The sequence below is a fragment of the Methylobacterium sp. E-065 genome (assembly GCF_022829605.1).
Lineage (GTDB): Bacteria > Pseudomonadota > Alphaproteobacteria > Rhizobiales > Beijerinckiaceae > Methylobacterium.
Genome location: NZ_JAKSYD010000230.1, coordinates 1 through 23,009, shown reverse-complemented (window position 1 = coordinate 23,009; position 23,009 = coordinate 1). Strand labels below are relative to the sequence as shown.

The following is a 23,009-nucleotide window of genomic DNA, read 5'->3' as shown; positions in this document are numbered from 1 at the left end:
CATTGGCTGCATGTTGATCTGCGTTCGCTAGGAGACCCCCGGTGCCTCGTACCCCCATGCCCCTCCATCCCCACACTTGGTCGCCCGACCTGGTCGAGCGCGTCAAAGCGCTGTGGCTCGCCGGCGTGTCCGCCCGCTCCATCTCGGCCACGCTCGCCGCCGAGGGCATCGCCCGTAGCCACAGCTCGGTCATCGGCCGGATGCGGCGCGAGAACGTCAGCTTCCAGGGCCCCGGGGCCAGCAGGACCCCCCTTGCACGTAAGCCCCACGAGGGCCCGCGGAAGGCCCCGAAGGCCCTCGTGGTTAAGGCGCCGCCGCCCCCGCCGAAGCCCGCGCCCCGCCCGGCCGCATCGGACGTTCTCCTGCCGGAGTCCCGCCGCGTCTCGATCCTCGACGTCCGAGACGGGGTCTGCCGCTGGATCGCCGGCGATCCCCGTCTGGACCCGACGGCCTGCGGGCACCCGGCCGATCTCGGCTCGCCCTACTGCCCGGCGCACCGGACCGTCGCGCCGAGGTCGCGCGAGGCCGCCTACGTCCCCGCTTTCCGGAAGGCCGCCTGATGAGCCGCATGAGCGACCGTGCCATCGACCTTCAGCACAACCACCAGGTGATGGAGCCGGACGACGAGGACGAGGCGCTGCCCCCGCACCTCGATCCGGACCGCCTCGCCGCCGAGCACCGCGCCCACGTCGAGGCGCTGCTCACCGACCTCGCCAAGCCGGAGTGATCCCCGTGCCCGAGCAGCCCCCCGCCGACGAGTTCATGACCCTCTGGGATTACGTCCCGGATCCTGGCCCGATGGTCCGCGATCCGATGTGGCGCCAGATCGCGCTGCAGGAGCTCACCCGGCCGGCCGACTGGACGCCGCCGGTCCCCCTGATCCGGGAGGCGGCCCCCCTGCCGCCGTGCGCCCGCCTGACGGCCCTCATCGACGACGCGGGCGTCGGGCGCCGGCGGCCCCGCGACGTAGCCATCGTCGAGGCCGCGATCGCGAGGAGCCTGCCGGCCGACGTGCCGACGTTCGTCTCGGCGGTTCTCTCGGTGCGCCGGGACGGCGAGGTCCTGGTCACGCGCGTGCGCCTGTTCGATGGGGGCGTCGTCGTCCTGAGAGTGGACGGGGGCCCCGAGCCCCACGTGCGTGGGTGGGATCCCGAGGGCGAGGACAGGCGCGCCTTCCACTACGTCGACGGCGCGTGGACGCGCGTCGAGAACGCCTGTGTCGGGGAGGTCATCTGATGGCGGGCGGGATCCTGACCGGTTCCGGTCTCGACGAGCTGGTGCGCCAGATCGAGGAGCTCCGGACGAGGCGCTACGAGGGGGCGTTCGACGAGGGCCTTGAGGCAGGTACGCCGCTGGGCGAGGCCGGTGCCTACGCTCAGATGGTCGCCGTCTGCGAGGACGTCCTCTGGCTCTACGGGGTCTACGGGGACGGCGAGCCGGTGGACGTGCTCGGCATCGATCGGATCGTGGAGGACCTCCCCAGGATCAGGGAGGGACGTCGGGCCCTCGTGATCCCCCGCGACCCGGAGACGCCCTGGCGCGATGCGGGGGTCATCGTCCGCTACGGCCTGCGTGTCGACATGCTGGCGGCCGAGACGGGGCCCGAGGGGCAGCGCATGTGGCGCCTGCTGACACACGAGCAGACGTGGATCAAGTTCCGCGACGACGACGGGCGGACCCACTACATCCAGGTCCGCGGGCTCCCGCCGGTCCAGCAGGCCGCGCGGCACGCGTACGAGGCCGAGGTGCGCGAAGCGGAGGCGGTCGCGGCGGCGCTGAGGTCGGCGCGGCCACGCGGGCGGGTTGCCCGGTCGTACTTGGAACTCGACGCCGCTGTTGAGCCCCTTCTGCGCAAGCTGCTGGTGCTCGATCCGGACGCCCTCGTGGGGCACGCCCTCGTCAGGATCGGCGCGTTGCCGCCCGAGTTCCGCACGGCGCGGGTCGACGCGGCGGTCCCGACGCTCGCGGCGCACCACCGCCACGCCGGGTTCGACGTCGCGACGTGCTTGCACTGGCTCCGGGTGATCCGCCGCCGGGTGGCCGCGGTCGAGGCGGCGGGGCCCAAACCGCCCCCCTCCGACGATGCCGATGCCCTCGGTAGCCTCGCGTGGTGAGGCGCCGGATCCTCCCGGGCACGCGCCAAGGCTGCGCGTTCCACCGAACACAAGGACACCTGACCATGGCCACCAAGAAGAAGCCCGCCCCGACCCCGTCCGCTCCCCTGTCGATCACGTTCGACATGAGCATCACCGAGGCCCACAGCCTCGATCGCTGCGTGATCAAGCATGGGTATCTGGTGACGGCCAGTCCGCCGTTCACGGCGAGGGATGACGGGGACTCCCACCTCTCCCGCGATCCGGAGGACGAGTTCCTGGGGGAGATCCTCGGCGTCGAGGAGGGGCGGCTCCTGCTCTTCCGCCGGCGGGACCCGGACGCGTGCCCGGCCCATTTCGGATGGCGGCCGACCTTGGGGCGGCAGTACATCGTCTTTCGGTTTTCGGAATCCGACGACGGCGATGCGTCGGCGGAGCTCCTCGAGGACGATAGCGCCGAGGCCGTCGATGACGCGATGCGGCAGATCTACCGCCGGTACCGCCCGAACCGGACCTACACGCGGACGGCCGAAACGCTGGGACTTCGAGCATGTCCCAGTAACCATCCCCCGCCGTGTTAACCGCGGCCTCTATTTGCCGTTGCAGTCGAAGCCCCCTCGATTCAGAATCGCACCATGCTCAATTCGAAGCCCACATTCGTCCTTCACGCCGGCCCGTTCGACTTCTCGGACGGCGCCCGCGACGAGGCCTCCATGGCCGGTACGGACACGCTGATGTCGCTCGACGTCGCCGCGTGGGCCCCCGAGCTAGCGGACGCCCTAGGCTTCCCGACCTTCTCCACCGCGCAGCTGCGGGCCGCGACGCGTGCCCCGGATCCTCATCGACTGAAATCGATGCAGCCCGGACACGCGATCTACACGACCCGCCAATACCTGCTCGACTGGAGAAATACGTGGCTCGCCCCAAGCAACCCTCCCGCCTTGTCTTCGACCGGAAGCGACAGGTCTGGGCAATCGCAGACTTCATCGATGGCGAGCGCTACAAGCGCAGAACACGACACGGCCTTGCAGCTCGCGGCGCGGCTCAAGAGGAGCTCGCGCTCCACATCGCGGAGCAAGGGCGCCTAGCCCGAGAGCGGCTCATGGCCTCGCCGGATCACGACGACCCGGCGAATTCCAACCCCCGCCTGGTGTCCGTCGCCGCTTGCTTGACGTTCTACGGCGCCCGCATGGAGGGCACGAAGAATGCCGCCTTGGTCGGCCAGCACATCGTCCACCTACTTCGCATCCTGAGGGGCCTGACGCTGGCGCAGATCCGTGGATCGACGTGCCGCGACTACGTCGAGAAGCGGACGAGCGAGCGCTACACGAAGCCCGGCTGGAAGATCTCGAAGCCGATCTCGACGTCGACGGCCCGGCGCGAGCTCGGGACCCTGTCGGCCGCCATCAACGCCTGGCATCGGGAGTACAACCTCTCGTCGGTTCCGGTGCTCGAACTGCCCAAGGCCTCGAAGGGCCATCCGGACTGGCTGACCGAATCGGAGTTCGAGCGCCTCCTGAAGGCGGCCTCCGGGTTCCGCTGGTTCTCCTCAGACATCGCCACGCGCGAGCCGTACTGGCAGCCGATCGAGGGCCTGCGCCACGAGCCCGGCGACCAGCTGGTGCGGTTCCTCCAGATCGCGTTCTACTCGGGCACCCGGAGCGCGGCCGTCCTCGACCTGCGCTGGCGCAAGCACAAGGTCGCCGGGTACGTGGACTTCCCGACGGTGACGATGTTCCGCGAGGGCCCCGAGGCGCCGGCATCCCGCAAGAGGCAGCCCCCGTGCCGGATCCACGATCGCCTGCTCCCGCTCCTCAAGGAGTGGCGCGAGGAGGACCTGGCGGCCGGCGTGTCGCGCGTCGTCCATCGGAACGGTGCCGCCGTGAAGCGGGTCAGCAAGGGGTTCAGGATGGCCGCGATCCGGGCCTGCCTGGACCGGCGCGACATCGACGGGACGCACCGCGTCACCGACCTGTCGGCCGGCCTCGCCGCCGACCTGCCCGAGGAGGAGGAGGGCTACCTCTCGGAGGAGGCCGAGGGCGACGCCGACGAGATGGGTTGGCCGACGCCGCACATCCTCCGGCACTCCAGGGCAACGATCATGCTCCGCGCCGGCGTGCCTCCGGTGGAGGTGAGCGAGTACCTCGGCATGTCGCTGGCCATGGTCCTCAAGGTCTACGGCCACACGTCGAGCGCCTACCAGAAGGCGGCTGCGGCGGCCTGACGCGGAGCTTTATTTTTTACAAGCACCCCTTGCTTTCGGCCCCGTTGCTTGTATATTTACAAGCAACGGGGAGACGGTCTCCCCGAGGGAACCGCACCGATGTCCAAACTCACCGCCGCCAACGTCGCCCACAACCAGGCCGTCGAGCACGCCCTGAACGAAATCATCACCCAGTCCGACCTCGACACCGCGCTCGCCGAGATCGCGGCCCTCTCCGCCCCCACCGAGACCGCCACGGTCGACCTCGACGACCTCGGCTCCGATGCGATCGCGGTGCTGGGCGACGGCTCGGTCCTCTGCTGGGGCAATGAGCACAGGATCAACGGCCGCACGTACCGCGACATCGTCGTCGCCGGCGGCGCCGAGGACGGCCATGGCGTCATGAACGCCGAGCTCCAGGCCGAGATCTGGGAGGACTCCCAGGTCTGCGCCGACTGAGGGCGCGGACCGGCCGGGGGATCGCCCCCCGGCCTCAGGCGAGAACCCTACCCCCAGCACAGAGGATCCGGACATGGCCAGGATGGTGGACTTCGACAACGACGGCGTGGACTTCGACGACGGCCTGCGCCTGACGACCGAGGGCGAGTTCAGGTTCGACGGCAATTGGATCGTCCGGGTCGGCGTCTACCGCCGCTACGAGGGCGAGCGGGACTTCGAGCGCGAGGCGACCGTGCACGTGCGCACCGGCCCGACGGCCCGCACGATCGAGGCCTCCGTGCTGCGCAAGCGCGCCGAGCGCCGCCTCTCCGGCGACTGAGGCCCGCCCCTCGGGAGGGGTGAGAGACCTCCCGATCCCGGGCCTCAGGACCGAACCCAGCCCTTCCGGAAGGACCACACCCATGAAAGCTGCCATCCCCGCCATCGAGGCCGTGCTCGCCGCGTCCCCGTCCCGGGACGAGGACGCGACCGTCTACGCCATGTTCGGCGCCCTCGGCACGATCGACGCCGAGGGTCGGGCCGCCGCCAAACGCGCCTTCCCGGAGCACCCCGCCGTTGCCGCGATCCTCACGTTCGACTTCTGCACCTCCGACGACCACGCTACCGTCGCCGCCGCCCTGGAGCCGCACGCCGCCGCGGCACCGACGCTGCGCCAGTCGACCGAGGACGACGAGTGGACGGCCGCTGAGAGGGCCGTCTACGCCGCCAGGACCTTCGTCGGAGAGGTAGCTCGGATGACCGGCCACGGACGCGCCGGCCACGACCGCTGGGAGGCACGCGAGCACTTGATTGCGACTCTGCGAAACCTGCAGGTGCGCCATCTTGAGGAGGTCGCGTGCGATCGCATCGGCCAGTTCCCCGGGTACGACGTCCGCGGTCAGGGGTGGTGGGCGTGGGGCGCGCCGGGAGGCATGAGCATCCAAGTCCGCGTGGGTGGCAGGCCGATCCTCTCGCTCCCCGGAGACGTCACGCGCCGCGAGGTCGAGATGGCGATCCTCGGCTGGAAGGCCGGCAACGACCAGGGCCTGCACGAGGGCGCCGAGCGCATCCGCCGGGGGATCAAAAACCTCCTCGAAGTCGAGGCCGCCTGAAGCCTGCACCTCCACCGGCCCCCCATCACGGGGCGGCCGGTGTAGAATTGAAACGCCCGTCCTGCGCAGGAGCCCGCACCGTGTCCTTCGATTTCCCCAAGCCGATCCGCGAGGCCAAGGTCGACCTCTCGGGTTTGACCGAGGCTCAAATCCTCATCCGACGGGGCGTCATCAGCCTCGGCGAGCGAGCCTTCGGGCCGCGCTGGCAGAGCTTCTTCGCGACGGCGCTCTCGGAAGTTGCGGGCCGGCGCATCACCCAGGCGCAGGTGTCGCAGTGGATTTCGGGCTCCCGCCCCGTGCCCGATGCCCTGTTCGAGCCCACTCGGCGTCTCGCGATCCGAGCGGCCGAGGACCTGGAACGCCGCGCGGCCGAGATCCGGATGGAGTGGGCCCCGGCGGCGCCGGAGGAGGACAAAGCCGACCTCGCGACACTGGCCTGAGGGCGGGCCCTGCGTCGGAAGGACCAGGGACTAGACAAGCGTAGTCGAAAGTCGATATAGGGGGCTATGTCGACTTTCGAGGTACACCATGGCTGAGGACGTCCGGCTCTCCGACACGACCCTGCGCGCGCTCAAGTTCCTGCTCTCGGCTCCCCTTGAGGGGAGGTCGGGCGCGGAGATCAGCAAGTCCGCCCGCATCGGGTCGGGGACGATGTACCCCATGCTCGCCCGGCTGGAGACCGCCGGCTGGGTCGAGGGGAAGTGGGAGGAGGTGGAACCGAGCGAGGCCGGGAGGCCGAGGCGACGGTTCTACACGCTGACGATGGCAGGGCGCGCCCGGGCCCGTGCCGCGTTCGCCGAGTACCAGGTCGCGCCGGAAGGAGCCCTCGCATGGAACTCCTGATCGGGCTGCTCATGAACATCCTGGGCGCGGACCTCTACGACCGCTGCCCGAGGCTCGCCCGCTTCCTCATCCGCAAGGCGGCCGCCCGGCTGCCGGAGGGCAAGCGGGAGTCCTACGCCGAGGAGTGGTCATCGCACCTCGCCGACTGCGACACCAAGCTCGATCAGCTCCGGCATGCTCTCGGCTGCTGGTGGAGCGTCGGCGGGATCCTGAGGACCGAGCCGCAGCCAAAGCGGGCTTACAGCCTCGACGCGCTCATCCTCGGCTCCGGCCTCATGCTGGTCGGATCCACCGCGGAGGCGATCATGTCCGCGATGGCCGGCGCGCCCTGGCTGTACCTGGTGAGCTACCTGTTCCAGATCCTGCCGGGAGCCTTCGTCGTCGTCCTGGGGATCCGGATGCGTCTGAAGGATGGGCGGTACGTGTATATCTGACGCCCGGAGCGGGGTCCCGGAATGGCCCCGCAATTACGAAATCCGGCCCGCATGGCCGTGCATGGCGCTCGATCCAATCGAACGGCGTTGCATGGGAATTGACGGGCCGGACGCCGGTCCCTAGGAAAGTTGCGGCGGGGTGAGAGCCTTGCCAAGGTTGGGGTCGAGGGTTCGAATCCCTTCGCCCGCTCCAGTTTTCCAACCATACGTGCGTTCACAAGGCCGCCTCCGTGCTGCCTTTGTCGTTTCTGGTCGTCCAGGAAGCGATGACCGACGCGCCTCTTGAGGCGGCGCGCAGCGGTGCACGGGTTCGGCACGTGGCCGCGACTGCGCCGCGCGATGGCCCCGACCGCTCAGGCCGGCAGTCGGCCGAGGCTAGAACGGCCGGTTCCGACGGCCATCCGACCGGACGCGCTCTCGGGACGACCGGCAGCAACCGGTCGTCCCGCCGCATCACACCCGTCAGGCCCGCCGCAACAGGCTCGGCGAGCGGAAATCCGAGCCGCGGCTCTGGGAGGTACGCGGCACCGACATCCGCTGTTCCCCCTGCCGGATCTGCTCGATCAACTGAGGCTTGGCGTAATAATAGCCCTGCGCACAGCGGATCTGCGTGGCGCCCAGCAGGTAGGCGACCTCCTCGAAGGTCTCGACGCCCTCGGCGACCACCGACATGCCGAGGGCCATCCCGAGCGATTCGATCGCCTTCAGGACGATCTGGCTGCGGGGCCGCTTGTCGATATCGGTGATGAAGGACCGGTCGATCTTCAGTTCATCCGCGGTGATTTCCGCCAGCGCCGCGAGCGAGGAATAGCCCACGCCGAAATCGTCGATCGACACCCGGGCGCCGATGGCGCGGATGCGCGGAAGAACCTCGCGCTGAAAGCTGCCCTTGGTGAAGAAGGCCTCCTCGGTCAGTTCCAGCACGAAGCGCCGGGCCATGCCCGTCGCCCCGAGCGCGTCGCAGAAAGCCGACATGAACGGCACGTCGCAGGCCTGCTTGGCGGCGATGTTGAGGCTCACCGTGACATCCGGCCCGAACACCTCGTCGATGTCCGGCATGGTCTGCACGGTCTCGGTCAGGACCTGCAGGGTGATCTCGTTGATGAGACCGAGTTCGATCGCCAGCTCGATGAAGTCGCCGGGAGCCTGGATCATCCCAAGCTCGTCCCGCCAGCGCAGCAGAACCTCGACGCCCATCACCGCGTGCGTCCGCATGTCGACCTTCGGCTGGAAGGCGCAGCAGAAGCACCGGTCGCGGATCGCGAGCCGCAGGCGCTGCTCCACGGCCATGCGGGCCGTGGCGGCGTGGCTCATCGTCTCCTCGAAGACGCTGACGCCGCCCTTCACCCCACCCTTCACCCGATACATCGCATTGTCGGCCTGCCGGCGCAGGATCTCGTAGGTCGTGCCGTGTTCCGGAAACAGGCTCAGTCCCATCGACGCCGAGGCGAAGATCTCGTGGTCGTCGATGAAGAACGGCTGCTTCAGGCGGTCCGAGATATCGAGCACCGAAGCCAGGGTGGCGTCCCGATCGGCCACCGGGCTGAGCAGCAACACGAACTCGTCGCCGCCGATCCGGGCGAGCATGTCGCTCGGGCGCAGCGTACCGCGGATGCGGTCAGCCACCTTGCGCAAGAGGGCGTCGCCCGCGGCGTGGCTGTAATAGTCGTTGATGTGCTTGAAGTTGTCGAGATCGATGAAGGCCAGGGCGAAGCGGTCGTCCGGGCCGGCTCCGACGATGAGTTCCTCGATGCTCTGCTCGAACATCGTCCGGTTGGGCAGTCCGGTCAGCGCGTCGATGAAGGCCCGCGCGATGAGATCGCGCTGCATGTCGTGATGGTGCGTGACATCCGTGAGGGTGGTGAGCGTGTAGGTATCCGCCTCGGTGGCGACCGCCTGCGCCTGCGCCTCGACGACGAAATCGCCGATCTCCGCGATGATCGCGGCGTCGGGGCTGTCGAAGGCGCTGGCCGAGAGGTCGTCGATCGCCCGCGATCCCAGAGCACGGGCGGCGTCGTTGGCCAGGATGCAGAGCCCTCGCTCGTCGTGGACCACGACGCCGACCGGAAGCGCCTGGATGGCGGCTTCCAGCAGGCTCTGGCGATGTCGGGGCGCGGACGTGCTCACGTCAGCCCTGCTGCCAGAGCGTCTTGGGCGCGCGCAGGCCCGACTCGGCGGCTGCGGCATCCGCGCCTTCGAGGGGACGACGGAGCAGGCGACGGTGCACTTGGTCGAGCGCGGCGCCGTTGCTGCCCTCGGCACTCGGTTCCCGGGCGAGGCGCGGGCTTGCGGATTGGTCCGCTGAATCGAGCCCGCTGGCCTTGCTCATGGTGGCACCCCGCCAGCGTTCGACCACCGCGCCCACGAAGGCCGCGCCGGCGATCGCGTCGCCGTGGTCGGAAGCCCGCCCGCTCATGTCGTTGCGCGGCTGGCGCTCCGGGGGCAGGGCGGCGAACTTCATCCGCACCGGCATCGGCACGCCCTCGCCGAAGGCGATCACCTCGCCGGTCCCGAGCGACGGCACGAAGGTGAGCAGGTTCACCGCATCGGAGACCGCCGCGGCCAGGAAAGCCTGGTCGCGATCGTTGGTCATCCGCATGGCGAAGAGCGTGCTGCACTGGGACATGATCGTCGGATCGAGTTCCGCCGGCCGTTGGGTGACGAGTCCCAGATACACGCCGTGCTTGCGGCCCTCGCGGGCGATCCGCGACAGGGCGCGGCGAGTCGGGGTGAAGCCGATGGAACGGTCGGCGGACGCGTAGCGGTGAGCCTCCTCGCACACGAACAGCAGCGGGATCGCGCCCTCGCTCCAGATCCCGAACTCGAAGGCCAGACGGCACAGGACGCAGACGACGGCGTCGACCACCTCCATGGGGAGCCCGGCGAGCTGCATGATCGTCATCGGGCGCCCGTCCGGATCGAGCCGGAACAGGTGTGCCAGGATCTCGCCCATCATGTCGCCACCGACATTGGCGTTCTCGAACATGAAGCCGTAGCGCGGATCGTTGCGGATCGCCTCGATGCGCGTGATCAGGCGGTGGTAGTGCATCCGCCCGACGCGGTTCTCCAGGCGCCCCATCCGCTCGTCGATCAGGGCGATCAGATCCTGAAGCATGTAAGGGACCGGCGTATCGACGGTGTAGCCGGAGCTCTTGCCGATGGTACGCTTGACGATCTGCCTGTCGCTGGCCTCCTTGTACTGCGCGTACTTGCTCTTCGCCAGCGGGATGACTTCCGCCAGGATCTCGATCTCCTCATCGATCGGTGAGCGGCCACCGTAGATGACGTCGGCGATCTCCTCGAGATTGAACAGCCAGAAGGGCAGCTTGAGATTGCGCGGGCTGATGACGCTCGCATGCTCTTCGAAGCAGGCCGCGTATTCGTTGTGAACGTCCAGCAGGAAGATGCGCACCGCCTGCTGGGACCGCATCACCTGGTCGAGGATGACGGCAACGCCGCTCGACTTGCCGACACCGGTGGTGCCGAGCACCGCGAAGTGTTTCGTGAGTAGATCCTCGACCTTGATGCAGGCCGGCGTGTCCGGATCCTGATACAGCGCCCCCACCGGGGCCATGTTCGCCGATGAAACCTGATAGAGGATCCGCAGATCTCCCGCAGCGAGCAGGTCGACCGCATCCCCGATGGCGGGGTAGCAGGTCACGCCCCGGCGAAACCGCTTGGTCCCGTTATCCGACAGGATCTCCCCGAGGAGATCGATGCTCGCATAGGCGCCCCGCTGTCCGGACCGATCACCGCCCGACGAGAGTGTCGTGATGATCCCGATCAGGAGTGCGGCGCCAGCCTCGATCCGGACGAAATTGCCGACGGTTGCCCGCACGTGCGGCCGGCCGTTCTGTCCGGCGAGTTCGAGATGAACCTTCGAACCCTCGATCGACGTAACCGAACCCATCTGCGCCGCCGGAACCTCGTCCCGGTCCATGCCGTCACCGTTCACCATTGCGTGTGCCCGAACCTGCCAATCAAACGTGACGCTATGGTGGGATCGGCCGATTAAGAATCAGACAAAGACGGCGATACAGTGGATCGATGATTAATCAATCCTTCCGCTAATACACAGCGGCCTGTATGATATAATACTAGTATGGGTGTGCATGGCAAAGCGCGTCGGAGGGGCTGCATACACTGGGTGCATCTTCCGCAGTAAAATACACGCAGGGATTGAGTCGTTGGCTCGCAGGGTCCAGCAAGCAAAGCCGCGGCTGCACCAGCAGCGCGGTCGACTGTCGCGGATCGAGGGCAATGCTTGAAAGCGAGGGCCTGTGCTCGATCACGCCGCACCGGGCGGGGGCCCCTTCGGTATGCCGCCGTTCTCAATCTTCCTGGGGCAAAAGTGGTCTAATCGCCCGAGGCGTCGTTGAAATGCTCGCGCTTCCAGCACTCGCCCGAGATGCGCGCACCGTTCGAGGTCACGAAAGCGTAGGGCGAGGCTTCCACGACGGCGCCGCCCCGCGTGCGGATGACCCAGCGGTAGCCCTCCGAGCAGGGTACGATTTCAACGGTGTGGGTCTGTGAAGCAGGCATCGACATGCTGCGTTAACGCGCCCGGCGACGCTTCCGCTCCAAAAACACGATATGCACGGTTACCGAGATGCACCGCGTCGCGTCCCCGGCGGGCGGCGTCCTGTCAACGGAACGCACGATGCCCTATCCCGTTCGAACGGTCGGGAGGGCCAACCTGCCCCCAGTGAAGGAGCAAGAGCACGGCATGGCGATCAAAGCCTTGAATGATCGAAAGAAGCTCTCGAACGACTTCAACGAGGCCAACGACGCCTTCATCGACGAGGTTCTGAGCGCCCTCCAGTCCGACAAGATCCCTCTGGATCTGGCCCGCGCCTATCTCGCCCATCCCGTCGCGATGATGCACACCGACGGAGCCCAGGCGGTGGCCGATTATCTCGATCGCATGCTGGCGCAGCGGCCTGATATCGACTGGACGCCTGGGGATTGACCGGCACGAGTTTCGGAAAGGAAGTGCGGATGACCGCCGACGAAGTACAGGATCTCAATCGTGCCCGCGCGTCGCTGGCACGTCAGCGGAACGCCATCGCCCGCAGGATCGGCGGCCTCGACGTGGCGCCGATCTCCATGTCCGAGGACCTGACCCGGACCCTCGTGGCCATCGAGGCCGTGGACCGCGCCCTCGTGGAGGCCGGCCAGCCGCACGTCGATATCGGCCCGTCACCGGACGCGTAGCCGTTCGAAGCTGGGGCCAACACCCGGCCGATACCCCATTGCGTGATCTCTTGCGCCCTGCTCCTGCACGGGCGTAGAGGCTCGCCTGCCTGGAGGAGACACGACGATGACCGACCGCCTGCCCGGCTTCAACACGCTGGCGATCCACGCGGGCGCCGCACCCGACGCCGCCACGGGCGCGCGGGCAACGCCGATCTATCAGACCACGAGCTTCGTGTTCGACGACGTCGATCACGCCGCCTCGCTGTTCGGTCTTCAGGCGTTCGGCAACATCTACACGCGGATCACCAACCCGACCAACGCCGTGCTGGAGGAGCGTATCGCCGCCCTCGAAGGCGGGACGGCGGCCCTCGCTGTCGCGTCTGGTCACGCGGCCGAGTTCCTGACCATGCACGCCTTGATGCAGCCGGGCGACGAGTTCGTGGCTTCGAACAAGCTCTACGGCGGCTCGATCAATCAGTTCAATCACTCGTACAAGAACTTCGGTTGGTCGGTGGCCTGGGCCGAGAACGACGATCCGGCCTCGTTCGAGGCGGCCATCACGCCGCGCACCAAGGCGATCTTCGGCGAGTCGATCGCCAATCCGGGCGGCGTCATCACCGACATCGCGGCGCTGTCGCAGATCGCCAAGAAGCACAACATCCCGCTCGTCGTCGACAACACCATGGCGACGCCGTACCTGATCCGGCCCTTCGAGCACGGGGCCGACATCATCGTTCATTCGGCCACCAAATTCCTCGGCGGCCACGGCAATTCGATCGGCGGCCTGATCGTCGACGGCGGCACGTTCCAATGGGCCGGGGATGCCCGCTACCCGATGATGAGCGAGCCGCGGCCGGAATATTCCGGGATGGTGCTCGCCGAGACGTTCGGCAATTTCGGCTTCGCGATCGCCTGCCGGGTGCTGGGCCTGCGCGACCTCGGGCCAGCGCTGTCGCCCTTCAACGCCTTCCTGATCCTCAACGGCATCGAGACGCTGCCGCTGCGGATGCAGCGCCATTCCGACAACGCCCTGACGGTTGCCAAGCACCTGGTCCAGCACCCGGCGGTGTCGTGGGTGAGCTACCCGGGCCTGGAGACCGACCGCTACCACCAACTGGCCAAGCGCTACACGCCGAACGGCGCCGGCGCGGTCTTCACCTTCGGCCTGAAGGGCGGCTACGAGGCGGGCGTGAAGCTCGTCTCCAACCTCCAGCTGTTCTCGCACCTGGCCAATATCGGCGACACGCGCTCGCTGATCATCCACCCGGCCTCGACGACACACCGCCAGCTCACCGACGCGCAGAAGACCGCCGCGGGGGCGGGGCCGGATGTTGTGCGGCTGTCGATCGGCCTGGAGGATCCGGCGGATCTCATCGAGGATCTGGACGGGGCGCTCACAGCCTGAGCACGCCATCGAATCCTGTGAACGGGCCTGCCGGACGCGCGGCTGCGGAGACATGCCGCCTCGGTCTTATGGTTTCCGGGCAATCGCAGCGTTATAGTGGGCTACGCGTCCGGAGGCTGTCACGATGCCGAAGCCGTGATCGAGACCGACCTTGATCCCGTCACGCAGGAAGAGGCTGCCGTCGTTCTGGCCGGCCTGGGTCTCACGGTGTCCGATGCCGTACGGCTGCTGCTGACGCGGGTCGCCCGCGAGAAGGCGCTGCCGTTCGAACCACTCGCGCCGAATGAAACGACAATCGCCGCGATGCGTGAAGCACGGCGAGGGGGGGGCTGCCGCGTTTCGACGACGTGGCCTCGCTGATGGCCGCCCTCGATGCGTACGATTGAGCACACCGGCCAGTTCAAGCGCGATGTCAAACGAGAGCTGAAGGGGCGCCACCGCGCAACGCTATCCGGCGACCTCGCGGCCGTTTTGGAACGCTTGGCGTGCGACCTGCCCCTCGAAGTGCGGCACCGGGACCATGCCCTGATCGGAGATTGGCATGACCATCGGGACTGCCACATCAGGCCGGATCTCGTTCTGATCTACCGTCTTGCCGATACCGCGACGATCCAGCTGGTCCGCCTCGGATCGCACGCCGAACTCGGTCTAATATGCGTGGTCGGCGCATCGACACCGACGACCGGACCGATCGCGACACCAATCGCGACGCGTGCCTCGTTCCGGATGCAGCAGCCGGAACGAGGCCGTTGTCGATTGCCTGCACGTCAACGTCAGAACGCCTCCGCCTCCAACGCCATGGTGCTCTCCGCGCCGGCCTTGATCCGCGTCAGCCGCAGGCTCGTCTCCGGCAGCATCCGCTCCATGAAGAACCTTCCGCCCGTGAGCTTCGATTCCCAGCGCGGGGAGGGCGCCACTTCCTGCTTGATCAGCGCGGCCTTGGCGATCCGGCCCCACATGTAGCCGAGCGCAACCAGCCCGAAGAGGTGCATGAAGTCGGTCGCGCCGGCGCCGGCATTGTCGGGCTTGCTGAACGCGTTCTGCATCAGCCACATCACGGCACCCTGGAGATCGTTCAGCCCGGCCTGGAGCGGCTTGACGAACGGCGCCATGGCGGGGTCCTCGCCGTGATCCTTCACGAAGGCCTGGACCTCGCCCAGGAAGGCCATCATCGCCCGGCCGCCGTCCTTCGGCAGCTTGCGGCCGATCAGGTCCATGGCCTGGATGCCGTTGGCGCCCTCGTAGATCATGGCGATGCGGGCATCGCGCACGAACTGCGACATGCCCCATTCCTCGATGTAGCCGTGCCCGCCCAACAGCTGCTGGGCCTCGACGGCGTTGGCGAAGCCGCGATCGGTGAAGACGCCCTTCACCACCGGGGTCATCAGGCCGAGGTAGTCGTCGGCCGCCTGCCGCTCCTGGGCATCCTCCGAGCGGTGCAGGATGTCGGCCTGGAGCGCGGTCCAGAGCATCAGGGCGCGCGCCGCCTCGTTGAAGGCACGGATCTGCAGCAGGGTCCGGCGCACGTCCGGGTGCACGATGATCGGATCGGCGGCCTTCTCGGGCGCCTTGGCGCCGGTCAGCGCGCGGCCCTGGAGCCGGTCCCGCGCGTAGGCGGCGGCATTCTGGTAGGCGACCTCGGACTGCCCGAGGCCCTGAACGCCCACGGCGAGCCGCGCCTCGTTCATCATCACGAACATGGCGTTGAGGCCGCGATTCTCCTGGCCGACGAGCCAGCCGGTCGCGCCGTCGTAGTTCATGACGCAGGTGGCGTTCCCGTGGATGCCCATCTTGTGCTCCAGGGAGCCGCAGGACACGCCGTTGCGGGCGCCGAGCGATCCATCGGCCTTCACGATGAACTTCGGCACCACGAACAGCGAGATGCCCTTGGTGCCAGCGGGCGCGCCTTCGATTCGCGCGATGACGAGGTGGATGATGTTCTCGGCCAGGTCATGCTCGCCGGCCGAGATGAAGATCTTGGTGCCGGTGAGGCTGTAGGAGCCGTCACCGTTCGGCACCGCCTTGGTCTTCAGGAGGCCGAGATCCGTGCCGCAATGCGGCTCGGTCAGGTTCATGGTGCCGGTCCAGGCGCCCTCGACCATCTTGGGCAGGTACGTTGCCTTCTGTTCGTCGGTGCCGTGCACCAGCAGGGCTGCCATCGCGCCCTGCGTCAGGCCCGGATACATGCCGAACGCCAGATTCGCGCCCGAAGCGAACTCCTGGATTGCCGTGTTGAGCGTGTGCGGCAGCCCCTGGCCGCCGAACGCTTCGGGGACGGAGAGGCCCATCCAGCCGCCGCTTGCATAGGTGTCGTAGGCCGCCTTGAAGCCGGTCGGCGTGCGCACGCGGCCATCGGCCTCCCGGCGGCAGCCCTCGAGATCGCCCGTCCGGTTGAGCGGCGCAAGCACCTCCTCGGCGAGCTTGCCACCTTCGCGCAGGACCGCTTCGACGACATCGGGCGATGCGTCGGCGAAGCCCGCCAGATTGGCCCGCGCGTGGAAGCCCAGCACGTCGGAGAGCAGGAACAGCGTATCGTCGACCGGAGCACGGTACTGCGGCATCGTGAGGCTTCCCCCGTCTGCGCGGATCTCTCGGCGCGATCCGCTTTCAGCAGCGCATGTAACCGCCCGGCCACCGCGGGAGCAACGGCTCAGTCCTGCCACGTGGTGACACGCGTCACGACCTGCGGCGTCTTGAACGCCGCGATGATTACCGGCTCAGAACACCCTTAACCTCGTGTTTACCAAGAAAGTTAATGATCACACTCGAACGACCCGGGGCGTGATCCGCGGATACCCATTTGGGGAACTGCCGCGCAACGGGCTGGACCACGAACGCTGCCGACCACAGGCCCCCGATGACCCGCACCGCGATGCCGCAGCTCGACAGTTTCGATCCCGAGGTGCTCGACGCCGCCCGCGACGTCGCCGCCCGGGCGGGTGTCCCGCTCGAGACCTGGATCGCCTCGGTCGTTCCGCAACCGCAGCCCGGTCTGTCCGGCAACCGCAATCAGCGTCGCCGCTTCCGCGCCGAGCAGCTCGATCGGCCCGTCAACCGGCCGGAGGCTGCGGTCCGCACCGAAACAGGCATCGACCAGATCGGCGCCCGCCAGAGGGATCTTCCGACCGAGTCGCGACCGCCCGAGCGTCCGGCACCCATCGCCGAGACCTACGGCGAGGGCTTTGCCGCTCTGATGAACCGTCTCGACGGCCTCGACCGGACCCTGGATGCGGACCGGCGCGAAGCACAGATCGCCGAGGCGCAGCGCCTGGCCGAGATCGAAGCCAGAATCGAGCGCGCCCTGCAGGCCGCCCCGGTCCAGCAGGTCACCGAGCGGCTCGGGGATATCGAGCGCCGCATGTCGCTGCTCGGCGAGCAGGTCGCCACGCGCCAGCCCGGCCGGCGTGCGCGCCCGGCGCCCGCCGATATCCGCAGCGCAGTCCTCGACATCCGCCAGCGCCAGCGGGAGCTGTCGCAGGAGCCTGCCGGCGACGCCGCGCCGCTGGCCGCCGATGGCGGTGTGGTCGCAAGCATGCGCCAGGATCTGGCCCGGCGCCTGGAGGCGCGCACCGAGGACGCCGCCGCGACGTCGGTCGCCCTCGCGGAGCTTCAGGTTGAAACCCTCCGCCTGCGCCAAGCCATCGATCGGCTGGCCACGAGCCGCGATCTCGGTGCTTTGGAACAGGCCGTGGCCGCCCTGACGAGCGGCCTGGAGCGTGCCCAAGTTGGTACCGATCTCAGCGCGATCGCGACACCGATCGCCGAGATCCGGCATCAGGTCGAGCGCCTGGCCGACGAGGTTGCCGAACATGTCCACGCCCGCGTAGCGGAGGATGTCCGCCGCTTGGCCGCGCGTCTCGACGATGTCGCGGCGGCCGGTCCGACGGACCCCGAGGGTCAGACGCTGGCCGGGCTGCTCACGGAACTCGACGAGATCCGGCAGCTGATCAGCACGCTGGCCGATCCGGAGCGGATCCAGAGCCTGGCGAACAGCCTTCAGGTCGTCAGTGCCCAGGTGGTGCAGCTGCAACGCGTCGGCGCCGGCCCGGATCTGCGCCCGCTGCTGGAAGAAATCCGCGGCGACGTGAAGATCGCCGCGCCCGCGGCGCTTGCCGAGCAGATCCAGACGCTGGCCGAGAAGGTCGATCACCTCTGCGCGCTGCAGGACCATGCGGAGCCGGTCAGCGCGGTCGTTCATGCCGAGCCCAGCGAGATGGCCTCCATCCAGGCGATGCTCCACACGCTGGCCGAGAAGGTGGACGAAGCCGGTGAGCACGAGGGCCTCGACGCCCTCGAGAAGCAGGTCATGACCCTGGCCGACCGGCTGGATGCGCCCAAGGGCGGCGATCCGGCCCTGGCCGGGCTCGAGCGCACGATGGGCGATCTGCTGGCACAGGTGGCCGCCCTCAGGGACGCGGCCCCGAGCGAGGCCGTGGTCGAACGCGCCGCCCGCAACGCGGTCGCGCAGACCCTGAGCGGTTCGGCAATCGCCGCGGATTCGGGCGAGATCGGCCTTCTGCGCGCGAGCCTCGCCGACATGCAGGCGCGGCAGGCGGCTTCAGACGCGCGTCTGGGTGCTACACTGGAAGGTGTCCAGACGGCCCTCGAACGCCTTCTCGTCCGGCTCGGCCCCACCGAGACGGCGGAGTCGCGGGTTCCGTCCCTCGACGATCGCCTGATGTCCTCGACGAGCCCGGAGGTGGCGCTTGCCGCCGCGGATCTGAACCCGGCCGTCCGGATGGCCGGGGCCGAGACCCCGCTGATCGCCGACGACCTTCTCGAGCCGGGTAGCGGGCGGCCGATCCGGGCGCCCCGCGGGGGCCGCGATTCGGCGAGCCGCCGGTCGGCCAAGGCTTTGCCGACCGAATCGGCCCGCGTCAGGCTGAATGCCGAACCCGGGTCGGATAGCGATATCAAGACCAGCTTCATCGCGGCCGCGCGCCGCGCCGCCCAGGCCGCGCAGGCGGAACTGGCCGCCGAGGCGCCGATCGACCGCCGGGAGACCCGCGCCGCGAAGCTCGCGACAGCGCAGGCGGTGGGCGAGCCGGGCCGCCTCGGCCGGTTGCGGAGCGAGATCGACCGTCGGCGTCGGCCGCTGCTGCTCGGGCTCGCCGCGATCGTCTTGGCGCTCGGAGCCCTTCAGGCGGTCAAACTGCGCGCCCCGGACGAGCCCCGCCCGGTCGTCGCCGCGAGCCAGGCCGGCCCCGTTGCCAGCGAGGCAGCCGGCGACACTGCGAAGGCCGCGGCAGGATCCGAGACCGGCACCGTCGTCAAGGAAGCGTCGAAGGACGTCCCGAAGGAGGCCACCAAGGTGGCCGGAGCCGAAGCCTGGAAGGATGCTCCGGGAGCCAAGCCGCCCGTGACCGATCCGACGACCACCCAGGCCCTTCCGAACCCGGTTCCCGCCGAGGCGCGTGCGACCGCCGCGAAAACCACCCTGCCGCAGGTTTCGGGGATGAACACCCTGCAGGCTGAACTCGGCGGCGTGCCGCCGGGGCTCGCCAAAGTGAAGACGGCCGCCCTTGAAGGCGACGGCTCGGCGGTCTGGGATCTTGCCACCCGGGAGGCCGATGGCCGCGGCATGCTCCGCGACCTCGCGGTGGCCGCCAAGCTCTTCGAGAAGCTGGCCGCGGCGGGCTACGCGCCGGCGCAATACAAGATCGCCGGCCAGTACGAGAAGGGCGCCGGCGTGGTCCGCGACCTCGACAAGGCCAAGCTCTGGTACGGCCGCGCCGCCGAACAGGGCCACGCCCGGTCGATGCACAATCTCGCGGTGATCTTCGCCGAGAACCCGGCCGCCAACGGGAAGCCGGATTTCGCCTCCGCGGCCTCCTGGTTCCGTCAGGGTGCCGAGTATGGTGTCCGCGACAGCCAGTACAACCTTGGCGTCCTGTACGCCCGCGGCATGGGCTTGACGCAGGATCTGGTGCAATCCTACGCGTGGTTCGCCGCCGCCGCCTCCCAGGGCGACGAGGACGCGGCCAAGAAGCGCGACGACGTGGCCAACAAGCTGAGCACCGCCGAACTCGCCAGCGCGAAGTCCCTCGCAGCATCGTTCAAGCCGCGAAAGATTGACGCGGCCGTCAACGAGCCGCCGAGCGCCAAAACAAGTGCCACCGCCCCGATGTCACTGCTCGGCGCTCCTGCACCCAGTTCCGTCGCGTTGACGGCTGCTCCGAAGCGGTCCTAGCGCAGATTTGCCGGAGCGCGGCCTCGGACAATCCGAGCTTGACCGCGCTCCCGCGATGCAGGAACGCTCCGACCGGGGCGGCGTCGGACCGCGGTTGGAACGCGTAGGTCGCCAGCCCATGCCGCTGCTGGGAGGATGGATGGCGAGCCGGAACACCGTCCCGATCGGCGCCGTCGTACTCGGCGTGGCGGGTCTCATTCCGTTCCTGGGATTTGCGGCCCTGGCGGTCTCGGGCAGCGACGGCGGCCTGAGCAGCCTCGGTTTGGCGCCGCGCACCATTCTGTCGGCCTATGGGGCGGTGATCGCCTCGTTTCTCGGCGGCATCCGGTGGGGCGCCGCCGCTGCGCGCAATGCCGGCAATGCCGATTATCTCGTGGCGATCATCCCGTCGCTGGTGGCTTGGGCCGCGATGGCGGCGCCGGCACCCTGGGACCTGCGCATCCTCGGCGTCCTCGTGCTCGCCTGGGGCCTGATCGACCAGGATCTGCACCGCCGCGGCCTCGTGCCGCTCTGGCTCGGGCGGCTGCGGCTGGTCTTGTCCGGTGTCGCCGGCGCGGCATTGCTGGTTGCGGCCTGAGGCTCAGCGTCGCGGTCCGCGTCGATCGCGGGTTACTCGGACCTGAAAACAGGCAGCCGGTGCAGGCGTCGCTCTGTGTCTGGTGTATTCTGCCGGCTTACTCGAGGTGGCCGAGGCATCAAAGCCGACATCAATAGAGCATCACGCCAAGCCACGACGGGACGCATCGACCGCGTCGAACGCCTTATTCCGAAGAAAGCCCAAGGCCAATGCCCACGCAGCCGCGTCGTGGCGCGCGTTTCAGACGAACACGACAGGACTTGGCGCAACGTTTTGGTGAGGCTCTGCTGGTATTATCTGCCCCTGTAGAAGCCTATAAGACGTAAGACTGGACCAAAACGATGCGGATCGTATCGGGTAGCGCGGTCGAAGCCAGGACGATCCAGCTCTCGGAAGTTCTTGGCGCCCTGAGCCATGCCCTCGATCTCACGGAAGGGCAGCCCGTCGGCCATTGTGTGCGCGCGACGTGGATTGGATTTCACATCGGCCGAGAGCTGGGCCTGCCGGACCTACAGCTCTGGGAACTCTATCACACGGTGATGTTGAAAGATCTCGGGTGTTCCAGCAACGCCGCGCGCATCTGTGAACTTTATCTCTCCGATGATCTCAGCTTCAAGCGTGACTTCAAGACGGTGAGCGATAGCCTGCCCAAGGTGCTCGGCTTCGTGTTTTCTCACACCGGTCTGAAGGCAGGCCTCGCTGAACGCTTCCGGGCCGTGCTCAACATCCTGCAGAACGGCGGGACGATCGCCGACGACCTCATCCAGACCCGCTGCCAGCGCGGCGCGCAGATCGCCCGTCAGCTTCGATTCCCGGCGAGCGTCTGCGAAGCCATCCACGCCCTTGACGAACATTGGAACGGCAGCGGGCGGCCAGACCGTCTCGCCGGCTCCGCGATCCCGCTCTACGCCCGCGTGGCGCTTCTCGCCCAGGTGGTGGATGTGTTCCACACCGCAGCCGGCCCGGCGGCCGCGATCGCCGAGGTGCGGGCGCGCTCGGGCACATGGTTCGATCCTCAGGTCGTCGCCTGTTTCGAGGCAATCGCTTCCGAACCCGGGTTCTGGGACACCCTGGCCTCGGCCGAGGTCGAGGCGGCGGTGTTCGCCTTGGCGCCGACCAGCCCGATCGTGGTGGACGAGGATTACCTCGACGACATTGCCCGTGCCTTCGCACAAATCATCGATGCCAAGAGTCCGTTCACCTCTGGCCACTCCGAGCGCGTCGCGGTCTACGCCGACATGATCGCGGCCGAACTCGGTTACCCGCCGGAACGACGCCGGTGGCTCAAGCGGGCCGCGCTCCTCCACGATGTCGGCAAGCTCGGGGTCTCGAACGCGATCCTCGACAAGAACGGCAAGCTGGACGAGGCGGAGTGGCGCGATATGCGCAACCACGCATCTCTGTCCGAGACGATCCTGGCGCGGGTCGCGGTCTTCCACGAAATGGCCAGCATCGGTGGTGGTCACCATGAGCGGCTGGACGGCAGGGGCTATCCCCGCGGGATAAGCGGCGGCGCGATCGCACCCGAGACCCGCATCGTTTCTGTCGCCGATGTCTTCGACGCGCTGACCGCAGACCGGCCTTACCGCGCAGCGATGTCGCTGGAGAAGGCGCTTGGCATCATGCGCGCTGACCTCGGTGCGGCGTTCGATCCCGCCTGCTTCGGAGCGCTGGAGCGGGCGCTCGCCGCCATCGAGGGTGATCTCGCCCGCGCGGCCTGAACCACGCTCCGGCCGGCCTGTCGGCTACCGGACTGGGGCCATCTCGCCAGCGCCGCCGCGCGCCGCCCTGCCGCGCGGTGATGCCTCCCGCGACGCCAAGACAACGACCGTCCGCACCACCCATCCGCAGGCTGGCGAACGCAGGGCCTGAAGGCAGAGCGCGGAAAGAAGACGGGTGAGCATGCTTTGAGCGTCCTGGGCTTCTGCCAAGTGCCAAGCTTATACCAATCGACGGTGAGGCTGACTCACGGGGTATCGTTGCGGCTCTGGATCTGATTCGATGAGGTGAACCGGAGGGTTTGCCATGTCATCTGCGGTGCGGCTGCCGCCGTCGTAGATCTCAGCCAGAGCCAGGAGACGACGGCCCTGGCCCGCATCCCGGCTGACCTTGGCGTGCCGCCGCAGATCGTCGGCCGTGAAGTCCTACCGCAGCCGCACCGCAGATGACATCGCAAACCCTCCGGTTCGCCTAATCGAATCAGATCCAGAGCCGCAACGATACCCCGTGAGTCAGCCTCACCGTCGATTGGTATAAGCTTGGCACTTGCCAGAAGCACAGGACGCTCAAAGCATGCTCACCCGTCTTCTTTCCGCGCTCTGCCTTCCGGCCCTACGTGACCCAGCGTGCGGATGGGTGGTGGGGACGGTCGTTGTCTTTCCGGCGACGCCAACCTGATCGCTCTCGCCCCGGAATGGGAAGCGGCGCGAGACCTCTATGCCCAGCGGATCCAAGAGCAGATCGCAGTTTCAGACGCCGCGCAACCTCGCCCGTCCCGCGATCAGCCTCACGCCGATTG

Annotated in this window: 24 protein-coding genes and 1 pseudogene; 21 read left to right on the top strand and 4 right to left on the bottom strand. The window is 68.2% G+C overall.

The genetic code is table 11. From position 1 onward, the window contains the following. The first annotated feature begins 41 nt into the window (after nucleotides 1–41). The 13 genes from MKK84_RS26385 to MKK84_RS26325 all read left to right on the top strand — a co-directional run bounded on the left by MKK84_RS26385 (nucleotide 42) and on the right by MKK84_RS26325 (nucleotide 7,123). Nucleotides 42–560, top strand: coding sequence for a GcrA family cell cycle regulator (locus MKK84_RS26385; RefSeq protein ID WP_243924974.1), 519 nt, complete (start codon nucleotides 42–44; stop codon nucleotides 558–560). Between the two features lie 8 nt (nucleotides 561–568). Continuing rightward, entirely contained in the window at nucleotides 569–727 is a 159-nt protein-coding gene (locus MKK84_RS26380) for a hypothetical protein (protein ID WP_187274963.1), read from the top strand. Between the two features lie 5 nt (nucleotides 728–732). Continuing rightward, nucleotides 733–1,236: a hypothetical protein gene (locus MKK84_RS26375; protein WP_147842680.1), complete on the top strand. Its 504-nt coding sequence runs from the start codon at nucleotides 733–735 to the stop codon at nucleotides 1,234–1,236. Next, nucleotides 1,236–2,114, top strand: a complete 879-nt coding sequence (locus MKK84_RS26370) for a hypothetical protein (protein ID WP_147842679.1) — start codon at nucleotides 1,236–1,238, stop codon at nucleotides 2,112–2,114. The genes MKK84_RS26375 and MKK84_RS26370 overlap by 1 nt, the downstream gene beginning before the upstream one ends. Before the next feature lie 65 nt (nucleotides 2,115–2,179). Next, nucleotides 2,180–2,674: a hypothetical protein gene (locus tag MKK84_RS26365; RefSeq protein WP_147842678.1), complete on the top strand. Its 495-nt coding sequence runs from the start codon at nucleotides 2,180–2,182 to the stop codon at nucleotides 2,672–2,674. Between the two features lie 54 nt (nucleotides 2,675–2,728). Continuing rightward, complete coding sequence (locus tag MKK84_RS26360; RefSeq protein ID WP_056250404.1) at nucleotides 2,729–3,181, top strand: hypothetical protein; 453 nt, start codon at nucleotides 2,729–2,731, stop codon at nucleotides 3,179–3,181. A gap of 14 nt (nucleotides 3,182–3,195) precedes the next feature. Next, nucleotides 3,196–4,317: a tyrosine-type recombinase/integrase gene (locus MKK84_RS26355; protein ID WP_243924973.1), complete on the top strand. Its 1,122-nt coding sequence runs from the start codon at nucleotides 3,196–3,198 to the stop codon at nucleotides 4,315–4,317. Between the two features lie 99 nt (nucleotides 4,318–4,416). Beyond that, the gene (locus tag MKK84_RS26350; RefSeq protein WP_056250399.1) at nucleotides 4,417–4,755 is read left to right on the top strand and encodes a hypothetical protein; all 339 of its coding nucleotides are present in this window, start codon (nucleotides 4,417–4,419) and stop codon (nucleotides 4,753–4,755) included. 73 nt (nucleotides 4,756–4,828) lie between these two features. Then, nucleotides 4,829–5,074, top strand: coding sequence for a hypothetical protein (locus MKK84_RS26345; protein WP_147842676.1), 246 nt, complete (start codon nucleotides 4,829–4,831; stop codon nucleotides 5,072–5,074). Between the two features lie 82 nt (nucleotides 5,075–5,156). Continuing rightward, a complete protein-coding gene (locus MKK84_RS26340) occupies nucleotides 5,157–5,846 on the top strand; it encodes a hypothetical protein (protein ID WP_147842675.1) in 690 nt (229 codons plus the stop codon). 80 nt (nucleotides 5,847–5,926) lie between these two features. Continuing rightward, a complete protein-coding gene (locus MKK84_RS26335) occupies nucleotides 5,927–6,286 on the top strand; it encodes a hypothetical protein (RefSeq protein WP_056250392.1) in 360 nt (119 codons plus the stop codon). 88 nt (nucleotides 6,287–6,374) lie between these two features. Then, nucleotides 6,375–6,689 (top strand): PadR family transcriptional regulator, encoded by a 315-nt coding sequence (locus MKK84_RS26330; protein ID WP_056250390.1) that lies wholly within the window; start codon nucleotides 6,375–6,377, stop codon nucleotides 6,687–6,689. Then, complete coding sequence (locus MKK84_RS26325) at nucleotides 6,677–7,123, top strand: hypothetical protein (RefSeq protein WP_056250388.1); 447 nt, start codon at nucleotides 6,677–6,679, stop codon at nucleotides 7,121–7,123. Before MKK84_RS26330 ends, MKK84_RS26325 begins: the two co-directional genes overlap by 13 nt. A gap of 462 nt (nucleotides 7,124–7,585) precedes the next feature. Here the strand turns inward: MKK84_RS26325 and MKK84_RS26320 are convergent, their stop codons facing one another. From MKK84_RS26320 to MKK84_RS26310, 3 genes are all read right to left on the bottom strand, one after another. After that, nucleotides 7,586–9,250, bottom strand: coding sequence for a putative bifunctional diguanylate cyclase/phosphodiesterase (locus tag MKK84_RS26320; RefSeq protein WP_243924972.1), 1,665 nt, complete (start codon nucleotides 9,248–9,250; stop codon nucleotides 7,586–7,588). A gap of 1 nt (nucleotide 9,251) precedes the next feature. Further along, nucleotides 9,252–11,081, bottom strand: coding sequence for an ATP-binding protein (locus MKK84_RS26315; RefSeq protein WP_243924971.1), 1,830 nt, complete (start codon nucleotides 11,079–11,081; stop codon nucleotides 9,252–9,254). A 398-nt stretch (nucleotides 11,082–11,479) separates the two neighbouring features. Beyond that, on the bottom strand, nucleotides 11,480–11,665 hold the full coding sequence (locus tag MKK84_RS26310) for a hypothetical protein (RefSeq protein WP_243924970.1): 186 nt from the start codon (nucleotides 11,663–11,665) through the stop codon (nucleotides 11,480–11,482). Between the two features lie 184 nt (nucleotides 11,666–11,849). Between MKK84_RS26310 and MKK84_RS26305 the strand changes: the two genes are divergently transcribed. From MKK84_RS26305 to MKK84_RS26285, 5 genes and pseudogenes are all read left to right on the top strand, one after another. Then, nucleotides 11,850–12,092 (top strand): hypothetical protein, encoded by a 243-nt coding sequence (locus MKK84_RS26305; protein ID WP_243924969.1) that lies wholly within the window; start codon nucleotides 11,850–11,852, stop codon nucleotides 12,090–12,092. Nucleotides 12,093–12,121: 29 nt separating this feature from the next. Next, nucleotides 12,122–12,337: a hypothetical protein gene (locus MKK84_RS26300; protein ID WP_243924968.1), complete on the top strand. Its 216-nt coding sequence runs from the start codon at nucleotides 12,122–12,124 to the stop codon at nucleotides 12,335–12,337. 106 nt (nucleotides 12,338–12,443) lie between these two features. After that, nucleotides 12,444–13,724, top strand: coding sequence for an O-acetylhomoserine aminocarboxypropyltransferase (locus MKK84_RS26295; protein ID WP_243924967.1), 1,281 nt, complete (start codon nucleotides 12,444–12,446; stop codon nucleotides 13,722–13,724). 135 nt (nucleotides 13,725–13,859) lie between these two features. Continuing rightward, complete coding sequence (locus MKK84_RS26290) at nucleotides 13,860–14,084, top strand: type II toxin-antitoxin system RelB/DinJ family antitoxin (RefSeq protein WP_243924966.1); 225 nt, start codon at nucleotides 13,860–13,862, stop codon at nucleotides 14,082–14,084. Nucleotides 14,085–14,096: 12 nt separating this feature from the next. Continuing rightward, nucleotides 14,097–14,372, top strand: a pseudogene (locus MKK84_RS26285) (type II toxin-antitoxin system YafQ family toxin); the annotation flags it as partial. Between the two features lie 125 nt (nucleotides 14,373–14,497). On the opposite strand, the gene MKK84_RS26280 reads toward MKK84_RS26285, so the two are convergent. Continuing rightward, entirely contained in the window at nucleotides 14,498–16,285 is a 1,788-nt protein-coding gene (locus tag MKK84_RS26280) for an acyl-CoA dehydrogenase C-terminal domain-containing protein (RefSeq protein ID WP_243924965.1), read from the bottom strand. 296 nt (nucleotides 16,286–16,581) lie between these two features. Between MKK84_RS26280 and MKK84_RS26275 the strand changes: the two genes are divergently transcribed. From MKK84_RS26275 to MKK84_RS26265, 3 genes are all read left to right on the top strand, one after another. After that, the gene (locus MKK84_RS26275; RefSeq protein WP_243924964.1) at nucleotides 16,582–19,914 is read left to right on the top strand and encodes a hypothetical protein; all 3,333 of its coding nucleotides are present in this window, start codon (nucleotides 16,582–16,584) and stop codon (nucleotides 19,912–19,914) included. Between the two features lie 139 nt (nucleotides 19,915–20,053). Continuing rightward, nucleotides 20,054–20,491, top strand: coding sequence for a DUF3429 domain-containing protein (locus MKK84_RS26270; protein ID WP_243924963.1), 438 nt, complete (start codon nucleotides 20,054–20,056; stop codon nucleotides 20,489–20,491). A 341-nt stretch (nucleotides 20,492–20,832) separates the two neighbouring features. Continuing rightward, nucleotides 20,833–22,212, top strand: a complete 1,380-nt coding sequence (locus MKK84_RS26265; RefSeq protein WP_243924962.1) for an HD-GYP domain-containing protein — start codon at nucleotides 20,833–20,835, stop codon at nucleotides 22,210–22,212. Nucleotides 22,213–23,009: the final 797 nt, after the last annotated feature.

Excerpts from the sequence above, each read along its gene's own strand:
- MKK84_RS26380 (WP_187274963.1), top strand. The coding sequence starts at position 569 with ATGAGCGACCGTGCCATCGACCTTCAGCACAACCACCAGGTGATGGAG.
- MKK84_RS26370 (WP_147842679.1), top strand. The coding sequence starts at position 1,236 with ATGGCGGGCGGGATCCTGACCGGTTCCGGTCTCGACGAGCTGGTGCGC.
- MKK84_RS26365 (WP_147842678.1), top strand. The coding sequence starts at position 2,180 with ATGGCCACCAAGAAGAAGCCCGCCCCGACCCCGTCCGCTCCCCTGTCG.
- MKK84_RS26360 (WP_056250404.1), top strand. The coding sequence starts at position 2,729 with ATGCTCAATTCGAAGCCCACATTCGTCCTTCACGCCGGCCCGTTCGAC.
- MKK84_RS26355 (WP_243924973.1), top strand. The coding sequence starts at position 3,196 with ATGGCCTCGCCGGATCACGACGACCCGGCGAATTCCAACCCCCGCCTG.
- MKK84_RS26350 (WP_056250399.1), top strand. The coding sequence starts at position 4,417 with ATGTCCAAACTCACCGCCGCCAACGTCGCCCACAACCAGGCCGTCGAG.
- MKK84_RS26345 (WP_147842676.1), top strand. The coding sequence starts at position 4,829 with ATGGCCAGGATGGTGGACTTCGACAACGACGGCGTGGACTTCGACGAC.
- MKK84_RS26340 (WP_147842675.1), top strand. The coding sequence starts at position 5,157 with ATGAAAGCTGCCATCCCCGCCATCGAGGCCGTGCTCGCCGCGTCCCCG.
- MKK84_RS26330 (WP_056250390.1), top strand. The coding sequence starts at position 6,375 with ATGGCTGAGGACGTCCGGCTCTCCGACACGACCCTGCGCGCGCTCAAG.
- MKK84_RS26325 (WP_056250388.1), top strand. The coding sequence starts at position 6,677 with ATGGAACTCCTGATCGGGCTGCTCATGAACATCCTGGGCGCGGACCTC.
- MKK84_RS26315 (WP_243924971.1), bottom strand. The coding sequence starts at position 11,081 with ATGGTGAACGGTGACGGCATGGACCGGGACGAGGTTCCGGCGGCGCAG.
- MKK84_RS26310 (WP_243924970.1), bottom strand. The coding sequence starts at position 11,665 with ATGCCTGCTTCACAGACCCACACCGTTGAAATCGTACCCTGCTCGGAG.
- MKK84_RS26305 (WP_243924969.1), top strand. The coding sequence starts at position 11,850 with ATGGCGATCAAAGCCTTGAATGATCGAAAGAAGCTCTCGAACGACTTC.
- MKK84_RS26300 (WP_243924968.1), top strand. The coding sequence starts at position 12,122 with ATGACCGCCGACGAAGTACAGGATCTCAATCGTGCCCGCGCGTCGCTG.
- MKK84_RS26295 (WP_243924967.1), top strand. The coding sequence starts at position 12,444 with ATGACCGACCGCCTGCCCGGCTTCAACACGCTGGCGATCCACGCGGGC.
- MKK84_RS26280 (WP_243924965.1), bottom strand. The coding sequence starts at position 16,285 with ATGCCGCAGTACCGTGCTCCGGTCGACGATACGCTGTTCCTGCTCTCC.
- MKK84_RS26275 (WP_243924964.1), top strand. The coding sequence starts at position 16,582 with ATGACCCGCACCGCGATGCCGCAGCTCGACAGTTTCGATCCCGAGGTG.
- MKK84_RS26270 (WP_243924963.1), top strand. The coding sequence starts at position 20,054 with ATGGCGAGCCGGAACACCGTCCCGATCGGCGCCGTCGTACTCGGCGTG.
- MKK84_RS26265 (WP_243924962.1), top strand. The coding sequence starts at position 20,833 with ATGCGGATCGTATCGGGTAGCGCGGTCGAAGCCAGGACGATCCAGCTC.